The organism is Streptomyces aureoversilis, from assembly GCF_042657885.1.
Lineage (GTDB): Bacteria > Actinomycetota > Actinomycetes > Streptomycetales > Streptomycetaceae > Streptomyces > Streptomyces aureoversilis.
This window is the reverse complement of record NZ_JBHSKJ010000015.1, coordinates 91,422-105,355: the sequence shown is the minus strand read 5'-3', so window position 1 is coordinate 105,355 and position 13,934 is coordinate 91,422. Positions and strand designations below refer to the sequence as shown.

Annotated in this window: 6 protein-coding genes; 1 reads left to right on the top strand and 5 read right to left on the bottom strand. The window is 72.3% G+C overall.

All coding sequences use genetic code 11. The features are described from left to right. Positions 1-247: 247 nt before the first annotated feature. Entirely contained in the window at positions 248-1,981 is a 1,734-nt protein-coding gene (treS, locus tag ACFPP6_RS24970; RefSeq protein WP_382046417.1) for a maltose alpha-D-glucosyltransferase, read from the bottom strand. Next, on the bottom strand, positions 1,978-3,975 hold the full coding sequence (locus ACFPP6_RS24965) for an alpha-1,4-glucan--maltose-1-phosphate maltosyltransferase (protein ID WP_382046414.1): 1,998 nt from the start codon (positions 3,973-3,975) through the stop codon (positions 1,978-1,980). The genes treS and ACFPP6_RS24965 overlap by 4 nt, the downstream gene beginning before the upstream one ends. A 718-nt stretch (positions 3,976-4,693) precedes the next feature. On the opposite strand from ACFPP6_RS24965, the gene glgP reads away from it, so the two are divergent. Then, complete coding sequence (gene glgP, locus ACFPP6_RS24960; RefSeq protein WP_382046411.1) at positions 4,694-7,321, top strand: alpha-glucan family phosphorylase; 2,628 nt, start codon at positions 4,694-4,696, stop codon at positions 7,319-7,321. A gap of 139 nt (positions 7,322-7,460) precedes the next feature. Here the strand turns inward: glgP and ACFPP6_RS24955 are convergent, their stop codons facing one another. From ACFPP6_RS24955 to ACFPP6_RS24945, 3 genes are all read right to left on the bottom strand, one after another. Next, positions 7,461-9,755: a M4 family metallopeptidase gene (locus ACFPP6_RS24955; RefSeq protein WP_382046408.1), complete on the bottom strand. Its 2,295-nt coding sequence runs from the start codon at positions 9,753-9,755 to the stop codon at positions 7,461-7,463. A gap of 424 nt (positions 9,756-10,179) precedes the next feature. Then, positions 10,180-12,045: an ABC transporter ATP-binding protein gene (locus ACFPP6_RS24950; RefSeq protein ID WP_382046405.1), complete on the bottom strand. Its 1,866-nt coding sequence runs from the start codon at positions 12,043-12,045 to the stop codon at positions 10,180-10,182. After that, on the bottom strand, positions 12,042-13,922 hold the full coding sequence (locus ACFPP6_RS24945; protein WP_382046401.1) for an ABC transporter ATP-binding protein: 1,881 nt from the start codon (positions 13,920-13,922) through the stop codon (positions 12,042-12,044). Before ACFPP6_RS24945 ends, ACFPP6_RS24950 begins: the two co-directional genes overlap by 4 nt. Positions 13,923-13,934 lie beyond the last annotated feature (12 nt).

The window sequence follows — 13,934 nt, the reverse complement described above, 5'->3', positions numbered from 1 at the left end:
ACCGGTGCGCGGTGCTGGGGTCCCCCGCCGGAGGCGGGGGGTGTCGGGCGAGGATCGTCCGTTCGGTCGGCGCCTGCGGCCCCTGGTGCGGGCGTGCGGCGGCCGGGCAGCGGCCCCGCGGCGGTCCCGAAGCGGAAGCGATCCGTTCGGCCCGGCCCGTGCGTAGTAGTGAGGGTGCCCAGGCTTCGCGGGGGAAAACCGCCCGTGCGCGACGGGCCGGCGGGCGCCGGCGCGCACGGGAGCGCCCTCAGTGGCCGGCCGGCGGCGGCGCGCCACGGCGGAGCCGGAACCAGTAGAAGCCGTGACCGGCCAGGGTCAGCAGATAGGGCAGTTCGCCGATGGCGGGGAAGCGCACCCCACCGATCAGCTCGACGGGATGCCGGCCGCTGAACGCCCGCAGGTCGAGCTCGGTCGGCTGTGCGAAGCGGGAGAAGTTGTTCACGCAGAGCACGAGGTCGTCCTCCCGCTGCCCCGGCAGCCGCACTTCGCGCAGGAACGCGAGCACGGCGGGGTTGCTGGAGGTGAGCTCGGTGTACGAGCCGAGCCCGAAGGCCGGGTTCTGCTTGCGGATCTCGATCATCCGGCGGGTCCAGTGCAGCAGCGACGAGGGGCTGCTCATGGCGGCCTCGACGTTGGTGACCTGGTAGCCGTAGACCGGGTCCATGATGGTCGGCAGGTACAGCCGGCCCGGATCGCACGAGGAGAAGCCGGCGTTGCGGTCGGGCGTCCACTGCATCGGGGTGCGCACGCCGTCGCGGTCGCCGAGCCAGATGTTGTCGCCCATGCCGATCTCGTCGCCGTAGTAGAGGATCGGCGAGCCGGGCAGGGAGAACAGCAGCGCGGTGAACAGCTCGATCTGATTGCGGTCGTTGTCGAGCAGCGGGGCCAGTCGGCGGCGGATGCCGATGTTGGCGCGCATCCGCGGGTCCTTGGCGTACTCCGCGTACATGTAGTCGCGCTCTTCGTCGGTGACCATCTCCAGCGTCAGCTCGTCGTGGTTGCGCAGGAAGATGCCCCACTGGCAGCGCGACGGGATGGCCGGGGTCTTGGCCAGGATTTCCGAGACCGGGTAGCGGGATTCCCGCCGCACGGCCATGAAGATGCGCGGCATCACGGGGAAGTGGAAGGCCATGTGGCATTCGTTGCCGCCGGTCTCGTAGTCCCCGAAGTAGTCGACGACGTCCTCGGGCCACTGATTGGCCTCGGCCAGCAGCACGGTGTCCGGGTAATGGGCGTCGATCTCGGCCCGGACGCGCTTGAGGAAGGCGTGCGACTGCGGCAGGTTCTCGCAGTTGGTGCCCTCCTCCGCGAAGAGGTACGGCACCGCGTCCAGCCGGAAGCCGTCGATGCCGAGGTCCAGCCAGAACCGCAGCGCGGCCAGGATCTCCTCCTGCACGGCCGGGTTCTCGTAGTTGAGGTCCGGCTGGTGGGAGAAGAAGCGGTGCCAGTAGTACTGCTTGCGGACCGGGTCGAAGGTCCAGTTCGACGTCTCCGTGTCGACGAAGATGATGCGCGCGTCCGGATACCGCTTGTCGTCGTCGGCCCAGACGTAGTAATCGCCGTAGGGACCTTCGGGGTCGCTGCGCGACTGCTGGAACCATTCGTGCTGATCGCTCGTATGGTTCATGACAAAATCGATGATGACGCGCATGCCGCGCTGGTGCGCCGCGTCCACGAACTCCACGAAGTCGGCCAGGTCGCCGAACTCCGGGAGCACCGAGGTGTAGTCGGAGACGTCGTAGCCGCCGTCGCGCAGCGGCGACTGGAAGAACGGCGGCAGCCACAAGCAGTCGACGCCCAGCCACTGCAGGTAGTCCAGCTTGGCGGTCAGACCCTTGAGGTCGCCGATGCCGTCGCCGTCGCTGTCCTGGAAGGACCGGACGAGCACCTCGTAGAAGACGGCGCGCTTGAACCAGTCGGGGTCCAGGTCCTTGGCGGGAGTGTCCTCGAACGTGTCGGGGACGGGCTCATTGACGATCATGGTGTGGGTGACCCTCCGATCGGTGAGGACGGTCGCAGCGAGAACACGTGCGCGGGCGCGATGGAACGGCCCGGCTCGAGGCGCACATAGTTGTCCCTGCCCCAGTGATAGGTCTCTCCGGTGAGCTCGTCGCGCACCGGGACGGACTCGTGCCACGCGAGGCCGAGTTCCGGCATGTCCAACGAGACCGTGGCCTCCTGGGTGTGGTGGGGGTCGAGGTTGACGACCGTGAGTACGCACGAGCTGCCCGCCCGCTTGGAATAGGCGATGACGGCGTCGTTGTCGGCGTAATGGAAACGCAAGTTGCGCAGTCGCTGCAGGGCGGGATGGCGCCGGCGCAGCCGGTTCAGCAGCGTGATCAGCGGGGCCAGGCTGCGGCCCTCGCGTTCGGCCGCGTCCCAGTCGCGCGGGCGCAGCTGGTATTTCTCCGAGTCCAGGTATTCCTCGCTCCCGGGGTGCACCGGAGCGTTCTCGCACAGCTCGTATCCGGCGTACATGCCCCAGGCCGGCGAGAGCGTCGCGGCGAGCACGGCGCGCGCCTCGAAGGCGGCCCGGCCGCCGTTCTGCAGATAGGCGTGCAGGATGTCGGGGGTGTTCACGAAGAGGTTGGGCCGCATGCACGCGGCCGCCTCCCCGGAGAGCTCGGTGAGGTAGTCCGTGAGCTCCTGCTTGGTGTTGCGCCAGGTGAAATAGGTGTAGGACTGCTGGAAGCCGATCGCGCCGAGCGTGCGCATCATCGCGGGCCTGGTGAAGGCCTCGGCGAGGAAGACCACGTCCGGGTCGGTGCGGCCGATCTCGGCGATCACCTTCTCCCAGAACACCACCGGCTTGGTGTGCGGATTGTCGACGCGGAAGATCCGCACGCCGTGCTCCATCCAGAACCGCAGCACCCGCAGGCTCTCGCGGACCAGCCCGTCGAAGTCCTCGTCGAAGGCCAGGGGGTAGATGTCCTGGTACTTCTTGGGCGGGTTCTCGGCGTAGGCGATGGTGCCGTCGGCGCGGTGGTGGAACCACTCGGGGTGCTTGGCGACCCAGGGGTGGTCCGGGGAGCACTGCAGGGCGAAGTCGAGGGCGACCTCCATGCGCAGCTCGCGGGCGCGCGCGACGAAGTGGTCGAAGTCCTCGAAGGTGCCGAGGTCGGGGTGGAGGGCGTCGTGCCCGCCGTCGGCCGAGCCGATCGCCCAGGGGCTGCCGACGTCGTACGGGCCCGCGGTGAGCGCGTTGTTGGGGCCCTTGCGGTAGGCGGTGCCGATGGGGTGCACCGGCGGCAGGTAGACGACGTCGAAGCCCATCGCGGCTACGGCCGGCAGCCGCCGGGCGGCGGTGCGCAGCGTACCGCTGCGGGCCGGCCGGCGCCCATCTGCGGGCGTCGCCCCCTCCGAGCGCGGGAACATCTCGTACCAGGAGCCGAACAGGGCCCGTTCGCGCTCCACCAGCACCGGCACCGGCCGGCTCGCGGAGACCAGCTCGCGCAGCGGGTGCTCGGCCAGCGCCGCCGTGACCGGGGGCGCGAGGGCGGCGGCGAGCCGCGCGGTGGGCGGGCGGCCCGGGTCGCGCAGCGCGTCGACCGCGGCCAGCACGGCCTCGCGGCCCTCCTTCTTCGGCACCCCGGCGGCGGCGCGCTCGTAGAGCAGCGCCCCTTCCTCCAGGACGAGTTGGACGTCCATCCCGGCCGGGATCTTCACCGAGGCCCGGTGCCGCCAGGTCGCCACCGGATCGCCCCAGGCCTCCACCGCGTACGTCCAGCGGCCCTCCGAGCCGGGCGTGACGTCCGCGCCCCAGCGGTCGGTGCCGGGCGCGAGTTCGCGCATGGGGGTCCAGGGGCCGCTGCGGCCCGCCGGGTCGCGCAGCACCACGTTGGCGCCGAGCGCGTCGTGGCCCTCGCGGAAGACGGTGGCGGTGACCTGGAAGGTCTCGCCGACGACCGCCTTGACCGGCCGGCGGCCGCAGTCCACGAGCGGCCCGAGGTCCAGGACGGGAATACGACCGATCATGGGATCACCTGGGGATTCGACGGGATCGGAGGGGCGGTGCGGGTGGGACGAAGCGGTGGGTCTGGCGAGTTCTGCTCTTTCTATCTGCTCCGCCGGCGGCCGGCCGGGTGCGGGCATGACTGCTCCTGACCGCGTTCACTCGGGTGGGTGCGGAAGACGTGCGGAGGGGCATGGGACGCGTACACGAGGCGGCGGCGGACTGCGACTCCCTGCATACCGCTTGAGCTTTCCCACCGGTCCCGGCCGGGCATGCCCGCACCGTGGGACCTACCGGTGCGTAGTTCCCGTGGCACCCGGTGGGGAGGATGGTCGGCACGCCGTCACCCGTACGAAGTCTCCCCGTTGGGCCGATCGTGTGCAATGCGCGAAAACCGGGTAACCGGCGGCCAGACGGGGGAATGGCCCTCCGTTCCGGCCGTCGAAGGCCGTAGCGGTAACCGGCCGCCGCCGTTCCCGCTGTACGCGCGGCGTATTTACGCCTCGTACGGGTGCATCAGCCGCGGTGCCGACGCATGCGGTCCGCTTCTCCGTACCGTCCACCATACGGACGCCGTTCCCGGCCATGCTCCCGTCCGCCGGTCGTAGCGGGCGCACCGGGCGGCGGCCGGGGCTCCGGAAGCCGCCCCAGGGGGCGCACTTCCCGCCTGCACCTGCCAGGAGCAGGCAGTTGCCGCGAAGCGCCACGAAGCCCCCGGGCGTCCCCGCTACCGTCGTGGGGGTGAAGGCCATTCGTCGATTCAGTGTGCGCCCCGTTCTGCCGGAGCCCCTACGACCGCTCAGTGAGCTGGCGCGCAATCTGCGCTGGTCCTGGCACCCCGAGACCCGTGAGCTCTTCCAGGCCGTCGACCCCGAGGGCTGGCGGGCCGCCGCCGGCGACCCGCTGCGGCTGCTGGGCTCGGTCCCCGCGGCGCGGCTCGCGGCCCTCGCCGACGACCGCCGCTTCCGCCGCCGGCTCGCCGCCGCGGCCGACGACCTGCAGGACTACCTCACCGGCCGGCGCTGGTACCAGGAACAGCCCGAGGGACTGCCCGCCGCCATCGCCTACTTCTCGCCCGAATTCGGCATCACCGCCGCCCTCCCGCAGTACAGCGGCGGGCTCGGCATCCTCGCCGGCGACCACCTGAAGTCCGCCAGCGACCTCGGCGTCCCCCTCATCGGCGTCGGACTGCTCTACCGGCACGGCTACTTCCGCCAGTCCCTCTCCCGCGAGGGCTGGCAGCAGGAGCACTACCCCCTGCTCGACCCCAACGAGCTCCCGCTCACCATGCTGCGCGAGCCCGACGGCAACCCCAGCCGCATCTCCCTCGCCCTCCCCGGCGGCCGCTCCCTGCGCGCCTACATCTGGCAGGCCCGGGTCGGCCGGGTGCCGCTGCTGCTCCTCGACTCCGACGTCGAGGAGAACGGCCCCGGCGAGCGCGAGGTCACCGACCGGCTCTACGGCGGAGGCGGCGAGCACCGACTGCTGCAGGAGATGCTCCTGGGCATCGGCGGCGTCCGCGCCGTGCGCACCTACTGCCGCCTGACCGGCCACCCCGCACCCGAGGTCTTCCACACCAACGAGGGCCACGCCGGCTTCCTGGGCCTGGAGCGCATCCGCGAACTGGTGGACGGCGGACTGGACTTCGACGCCGCCCTGGAGTGCGCCCGCGCCGGAGCCGTCTTCACCACCCACACCCCCGTGCCCGCCGGCATCGACCGCTTCGACCGCGAGCTGGTCGCCCGCCACTTCGGCCCCGCCGGCGAACTGCCCGGCATCGACGTCGAACGCGTCCTCGAACTGGGCCTGGAGACCTACCCCGGCGGCGAGCCCAACCTCTTCAACATGGCCGTCATGGGCCTGCGGCTCGCCCAGCGCGCCAACGGCGTCTCCACCCTCCACGGGCAGGTCAGCCGGCAGATGTTCGCCGGCCTGTGGCCGGGCTTCGACGCCGAGGAAGTGCCCATCGACTCCGTCACCAACGGCGTCCACGCACCCACCTGGGTCGCCCCCGAGGTGATGCGCCTGGGCGCCCGCCGGGTCGGCGCCGGCCGCACCGAGGACGCCCTGGCCGTCGGCGGCTCCCAGCGCTGGGACGCCGTCGCCGACATCCCCGACGCCGACATCTGGGAGCTGCGCCGCACCCTGCGCGAGCAGCTGGTCGAGGAGGTGCGCGAGCGGCTGCGCGCCGCCTGGCGCGAGCGCGGCGCCGGCACCGCCGAGCTCGGCTGGATCGACGGCGTGCTCGACCCCGGCGTCCTCACCATCGGCTTCGCCCGCCGCGTGCCCTCGTACAAGCGCCTCACCCTCATGCTCCGCGACCGCGACCGCCTCATGGACCTCCTCCTGCATCCCGAGCGGCCCGTGCAGATCGTCGTTGCCGGCAAGGCCCACCCCGCCGACGACAGCGGCAAGCGCCTCGTGCAGGAGCTCGTGCGCTTCGCCGACGACCCGCGCGTGCGCCGGCGCCTGGTCTTCCTGCCCGACTACGGCATGGCCATGGCCCAGCGGCTCTACCCCGGCTGCGACGTCTGGCTCAACAACCCGCTGCGCCCGCTGGAGGCCTGCGGCACCTCGGGGATGAAGGCCGCCCTCAACGGCTGTCTCAACCTCTCGGTGCTCGACGGCTGGTGGGACGAGTGGTACGAGCCCGACTTCGGCTGGGCGATCCCCACCGCCGACGGCGCGGCCATGGACGACAACCGCCGCGACGACCTGGAGGCGGCCGCCCTCTACGACCTGCTGGAGCGGCGGGTGGCCCCGCGCTTCTACGACCGGACGCAGGGCGGGCTCCCCGGCCGCTGGATCGAGATGGTGCGCCGCACGCTGACCACGCTCGGCCCGAAGGTCCTCGCCGGGCGCATGGTGCGCGAGTACGTGGAGCGGCTCTACGCCCCCGCCGCCGAGGCCCAGCGGGCCCTCACCCCCGCCGCGGCGAGCGAGCTGGCCGCCTGGAAGGCCCGGGTGCGGGCGGGGTGGCCGGGCGTGGCCGTCGACCACGTGGAGGCCGTCGCCGACACCGCCCTCAACGGCACCGCGACCCTGGGCTCCACGGTCTGCCTGCGGGTGAGCGTCACGCTCGGCCCGCTGGACCCGGCGGACGTGGAGGTGCAGGCCGTGGCCGGGCGGGTCGACCCCACCGACCGGCTGAGCCAGACCGCCACGTTCCCCCTCAAGCCGGCCGGCGGCCCCGCCCTGGACGGCCGCCGGCTGTACGAGGGGCCGCTCACCCTCGACCGGACGGGCCCCTTCGGCTACACCGTCCGCATCCTGCCCTCGCACCGGCTGCTGTCCAGCGGCGCGGAGATGGGCCTGGTGACGCTGCCGTCGGAGGCGACGGGCGAGGCGGCGGGGGTGCTGTTGCGCTGACGCGCGGTCGCCCCGTGTGTGCGTGCGTAGGGCGCCGTCCGGGGGAGTCGTGCTCACCCCGGACGGCGCCCGGTTCAGGTGCGCCCCTCAGGGGCGCGGGGAACTGCGCGACCGGCCACGTACGGTCCGCGGAGAACGATCAGAAGCTGAGCTTCCAGCTGTTGACCGTGCCGCTGTCCGCCGAGTACACGTCCTGCACCTGCAACTTCCACGTGCCGGTGGCGGAGACGCCCGACGCGTCGACCGTGTAGCTGGCCTTCACGTCCGCCGCGGAGTCCCAGGCGTCCGAGTCCTTCAGCCGCCACGTCTTGCCGTCCGGCGCGACCAGGTCGATCCGCAGGTCGCCGCGGTAGGTGTGGGTGATGTTCACGTCCACCTTGAGGGCGGAGGAGCCGTTGCCGCTGCGGGTCACGACGACCGGCGAGGTCACGGCGTCGCCCGCGTCCGGGATCGCGACGGGGGTGTTGTTCTCGAAGACGCTGCCGCCGCCCGTGGTGTTCACGGTCCACTTGAAGGACGCGCTCGAGGACTTGCCGGCCGAGTCCTTGACCGTGACGGTGACGTTGCTGGTGCCCGTGGTGGTCGGCGTGCCGGAGATCAGACCGGTGGAGGCGTTGATCGACAGGCCCGCGGGCAGGCCGGTGGCCGAGTAGCTCAGGGCACCGGAGTTGCTGCTGGTGGCCTTGATCTGCAGGGAGACGGCGGTGTTCACGATGCTCGTCTGGTCACCGGGTGCGGTGATGCTGACCCCGGTCCCGGGGGTCGCCCGGCTGCCGACGTTGACCGCCGCCCAGGCGTTGGCCACGTTGTTGTACGTCTCGCTGCCCACGCCGAAGAGCTCGCCGGCGGCCCACAGCGTCGCGTCGCGCGCACCGGCGTAGTTGGTGGTGGACTGCATGCGCCCGGTCAGCGCCTTGAACCAGATCTTCGCGGCGTTGTCCCGGCCGATGCCGGTCACGGGCAGGTTGTCGGAGGTCGGCGAGTCGTAGGAGACGCCGTTGATCACCTTCGCGCCGCTGCCCTCGGAGGCGAGGTAGAACCAGTGGTTGGCGGGGCCCGACGAATAGTGCACGTCGATGCTGCCGATGCCCGAGTACCAGGCGTCCTTGGAGCGGCTGTCCTTGCTGGGCTTGTCCATGTAGCGCAGCGGGGAGCCGTTGCCGTTGATGTCGATCTTCTCGCCGACGAGGTAGTCGCCCACGTCGTTGGGGTTGCCCGCCCAGAACTCCACGGCGGCGGCGAAGATGTCGGACGTGGCCTCGTTGAGGCCGCCGGACTCGCCCACGTAGTTCAGGTTGGCGGTGGCCGAGGTGACGCCGTGCGTCATCTCGTGCGCGGCGACGTCGATCGAGGTCAGCGGCTTGGCGTTGCCGGAGCCGTCGCCGTAGGTCATGCAGAAGCAGTCGTCCGACCAGAAGGCGTTGACGTAGTTGTTGCCGTAGTGCACCCGGCTGTACGCGCCCACGCCGTCACCGCGGATGCCGCTGCGCCCGTGCACGTTCTTGTAGTAGTCCCACGTCAGCTGGGCGCCGTAGTGCGCGTCCACGCCGGCGGTGGCCGCGTCGCTCGTGGTGCCGTTGCCCCAGACGTCGTCCGCGTCGGTGAAGAGGGTGCCGGTGCCGGAGGAGCCGCGGTTGAGGTTGTAGGTCTTGTGGCCGCCGCGCGAGGCGTCGTTGAGCTGGTAGGAGCCGCCCGACTGCGAGGTGCCGATGGTCACCTGGCCGCTGTACTTGCTGTTGCCGGTGCCCTGCTTGACGCCCTGGAACTCGAAGAGCTTCTTGCCCGTGCGCGCGTCGGTGATGACGTGCAGCTCGTTGGGCGTGCCGTCCTCCTGGAGGCCGCCGACGACGGTCTCGTAGGCGAGGACCGGCTTGCCGCTCGCGGCCCAGATCACCTTGCGGGGCGCCCGGTCCGCCTTGCCGGCCTTCGAGCCCTGCGCGGCCGCGGCCTTCACGGCCTCCTTCTCGGCGGCCGCCGCCGAGAAGGAGGGGGTGGTCGTCGTGATCGTCATCCGGGCCTTGGTCGCCTTGGCGACGCTCTTGACGCCACCGCCCTTGGTCGCGTCCACGACGAGGTCGCCGCCGAGCACCGGCAGGCCTTCGTACGTCCGCTCGTAGCGGGTGTGGGTCGTGCCGTTGACGTCCTTGACGACGTCCTTGACGACCAGCTTCTCCTTGGCGCCGAGGCCCAGGGTCCGCGCGGTCTCCGCCTTGGTCGCGTCGGCCTGGCGGATCAGCTCGGCGCGCTGCGAGGGAGTGAGCTTCAGGGGCATGGCGCCCGGGTCGGCCTTGGCGACGACCTTGCGCGGAGCGCTGCCCGCTCCGTCGTCGGTGCGGGCGGCCGCGGTCCCGGTCTGGGTGCCGACGGCGAGCATCGCCGAGACGGCGACCAGCGCGCCGGCGGCGACGGCTCTCTTCTGGGGGGTGGGTCTCACGCTGACTCCTTCTGCGAGGGGCAGATCAGGCAGAACAGAACAGGTGGAGCTGGGGCCGATGGATCCCGTCCGATGGGTCCGGTCCGATGAATCCGGCGAGTGCGGTGAAACGTCGTGGAGCGCTGCGCTTCCCCGTGTGCGGTGGCCGCCGGGTGCTGCCGGTCGGTGCCGCGGGACGGGGGGGTGGGAGGCGTGGGGCCTCAGGGGGACAGCAGGCGATGCAACGTGCCGGTGGAGCGAGCCCGACGCCCGGCGGCCGTGCCGTGGGGGAGCCGCGCGTCAGTGGAGGGAAGAGTGCCACCGCAGGCATGTACGTGTCAGGAGCCCGGAGGCAAGTTGGCCGGAATCCGTCCGTTGACGAAAGAACGAGGTCCGCATACCGGTGCGCGGCGGCGCCTGCCGCGGCCGCCGCGCACCCGGGCCGTCAGGCCAGGCTGTCCCGCCAGGCCCGGTGCAGGTCCGCGAAGCGGCCCGTGCCTCCGATCAGTTCGGCCGGTGAGCCGTCCTCCACGACGCGGCCGTCGGCCATCACCAGGACGCGGTCCGCGATCTCGACCGTCGACAGCCGGTGCGCGATGACCACCGCCGTACGGCCGCGCAGCACCGTGGCCATCGCCCGCTGCACCGCCTGCTCACCCGGAATGTCCAGCGACGACGTGGCCTCGTCCAGGATGAGCACCGCCGGGTCGGCGAGCAGGGCCCGCGCGAAGGCCACCAGCTGGCGCTGCCCCGCCGAGATCCGGCCGCCGCGCTTGCGCACGTCGGTGTCGTAGCCCTCCGGCAGGGCCGTGATGAAGTCGTGGGCGCCGATCGCCTTCGCCGCCTGCTCGATCTCCTCGCGGCCGGCCCCGGGGCGGCCGATGGCGATGTTCTCCGCGACGGTGCCGGAGAACAGGAAGGCCTCCTGCGTCACCATCACCACCCCGCGCCGCAGCTCCGGCACGGCGAGCGCGTCCAGCGGCACCCCGTCGAGGAGCACCCGGCCCTCGGTGGGGTCGTAGAAGCGGGCCAGGAGCTTGGCGAGGGTGGACTTGCCGGCCCCCGTCGAGCCGACCACCGCGACCGTCTGCCCGGCCTGCAGCGTCAGGTCGAAGCGGGGCAGCACCTCGCCGCCCGTGCGGTAGGCGAAGCGCACCCCCTCGAAGACGACCTCGCGGCCGGGCAGCCCCGCCCGCCGCTCCGGCAGCGTGCGCGGCTCGGCGGGCTCGGGCACGCCGGGCCGCTGGGCGAGCAGGCCCGCGATCTTCTCCAGCGAGGCGGCGGCCGACTGGTAGGAGTTGAGGAACATCGCCAGCTGGTCGATCGGGTCGTACAGCCGCCGCAGGTAGAGCACCGACGCCGCGAGCACGCCCAGCTCCAGCCCGTCGCCCGCCACCCGGTAGGCGCCCCAGAGGACGACGGCGGCCAGCACCACGTTGGCCACGAGGCGGGAGAGGAAGACGTAGCGGGCCATCTCCAGCAGCGCCCGGGTGTTGAAGTGCCGGTGCCGGTCGTTGAGCTCGGCGAAGTGCGCGGCGTTGGCGCGCTCCCGGCGGAAGGCCTGGACCGGGCGGATGCCGTTCATGGTCTCGGTGAACTTCACGATCACCGAGGCGATGGCCGTGGAGCGCTCGTGGTAGACCGTGTGCGCGCGCCGCCGGTAGGAGCGCATCAGCAGCTGCAGCGGGACGAAGGAGAGGACGGCGACGGCGCCGATGCCCCAGTCCAGGTAGAGCAGGGTGGCCGAGATGTACACGACCGCCAGGCAGACCCCTATGAGCTCCTGCAGCCCTTCGTTGATCAGCTCGCGGATCGACTCGACGTCGGTGGTCGCGCGGGAGATCAGGCGCCCGGAGGTGTAGCGCTCGTGGAAGTCGACGCTGAGCGACTGGGCGTGGCGGAAGATCCGGCCGCGCAGGTCGAGGAGCACGTTCTGGCCGATGCGTGCCGACAGCCGGACGAAGACGTACTGCAGCAGGCCCGCGGCCAGGGCGCACACCACGTACGCGGTGCCGACGGCGATCAGCGGGCCGTAGTCGTCGCGGCGGGCGGCCGGCACGGCCCGGTCGATGGCGAAGGCCACGAGGAGCGGCCCCGCCTGGACGGCCGCCTGCTGGAGCAGCATGACGAGGGCGGTGAGCCGGACGCGGCCGCGCGCCGGGGCGAGCAGCGAGCGCAGCAGGGCGCGCGAGGCGCCCTTGGGCGCGGGCAGGACGTCCTTGTCGAAGGCGTCGCCGTCCTCCGCGGCGCCCGCCGCGGGGCCGGCCCGCTCGTCGTCGGCCGCGGTGCGGTCGGGTGCGGTGGTGGTCATCGCCGGCCTCCCTCGTGCCGTGCGTGCGTCCGGTCCGCCGCGGCACTGCGGTCCTCGCCGCCCGCCATGAGCGAGGCGTACTCCCGGCTGGTGCGCAGCAGTTCGTGGTGGGTGCCGACGGCGGTGATGCGTCCCTCGGAGAGCAGGGCCACGCGGTCGGCCAGCAGGACCGTGGAGGGGCGGTGGGCGACGACGAGGGCGGTCGTGGTGGCCAGCACCTCGCGCAGGGCCGCCTCGACCAGGGCCTCGGTGTGCACGTCGAGCGCGGAGAGCGGGTCGTCCAGGATGAGGAAGCGCGGGTCGCCGACGACGGCGCGGGCCAGCGCGAGCCGCTGGCGCTGCCCGCCGGACAGGCTCAGGCCCTGCTCGCCGACCTGGGTGCGGGTGCCCTCGGGGAGGGAGTGCACGAAGCCGGCCTGGGCGACCTCCAGGGCGCGGGCCAGATCGGCCTCCCGGCCGGCGCCGGCGCCCATCAGGACGTTCTCCCCGACGCTCGCGGAGAACAGCGTCGGGTCCTCGAAGGCCACGGAGACCAGCTCGCGCAGGCGCTCGCGCGGCATGGCGGCGATGTCCTCGCCGTCCAGGGTGATCCGGCCGGACGTCGCCTCGTGGAGACGCGGTATGAGGGCGGTCAGCGTGGTCTTGCCGCTGCCCGTGGTGCCGACGAGGGCCATCGTCTCGCCGGGACGGATGTGCAGGTCGACGCCGTGCAGGACGGGCGGGGCGTCCGCGGGGGCATCGGGGTAGCGGAATCCGACGCCCTCCAGGCGCAGCCCTCCGCGCTCGCCTTCCGCGCGCGGGGAGGGGACGGCGCCGCTCTTGCCTGCGGCGGCGGCGACGGACGCGACGGCGGCGGAGGAGGTGGTCCGGTCGGCGGGGGCAGGCACGTCCATGACCTCGAAGTAGCGGTCGGCGGCCGTGGCCGACTCGTTGGCGATCGCGATCAGGAAGCCGAAGGACTCCACCGGCCAGCGCAGCGCCAGCGCCGTCGAAAGGAACGCCACCAGCGTGCCGGCCGAGAGGTCGCCGTCGGCGACCTGCAGCACGCCGAGGACGAGCGCCGCCCCGATCGCCAGCTCCGGCAGGCTCATGATGACCGCCCAGAGCATCCCCAGCAGGTGCGCCTTGCCCAGCTCGGTGGCGCGCAGCCGGCCGGAGAGGGCGTCGAAGGCCTTCTCCTGGCCGCGGTGCCGGCCGAAGCCCTTGATGATGCGGATGCCGAGGACGCTCTCCTCGACGACCGTCGCGAGGTCGCCGGACTGATCCTGCGCGGTGCGCGCGGCCCGGGAGTAGCGCTCCTCGAAATACGCGCAGAGGATCACCAGCGGCGCCACCGGGGCGAGCAGCACCAGCCCCAGCGTCCACTGCTGCACCAGCAGGACGATGAAGCCCACCAGGATCGTCACGCCGTTGACCAGAAGGAACGTCAGCGGGAAGGCCAGGAAGATGCGCAGCAGCATCAGGTCCGTCGTGCCCCGCGAGAGCAGCTGCCCCGAGGGCCAGCGGTCGTGGAAGGAGACCGGCAGCCGCTGCAGGTGCCCGTAGAGGTCCGCCCGCATGTCGGCCTCGACCTTCGCCAGCGGGCGCGCCACGAGGAAGCGGCGCAGCGCGAAGAGCGAGGCCTCCACCACGCCGAGCACGAGCACCAGCGCGCCGCCCAGCCACACCCCCGAGGGGTCCTTGCCGGCGACCGGGCCGTCCACGATCCACTTGAGCGCGAGCGGAATGACGAGGCTGGCGCAGGACGCGACGACGGTCACGGCGGCGCCGGCGATCATCGTGTTGCGCACGGGCCGCACGTAGGGCCACAGGCGCAGCAGCGACCGGACGGCGGACCGTCTCCCGGGCGGGCTCGGGGCTTCAGAGGTATCGGTCATCACGACCGAGAC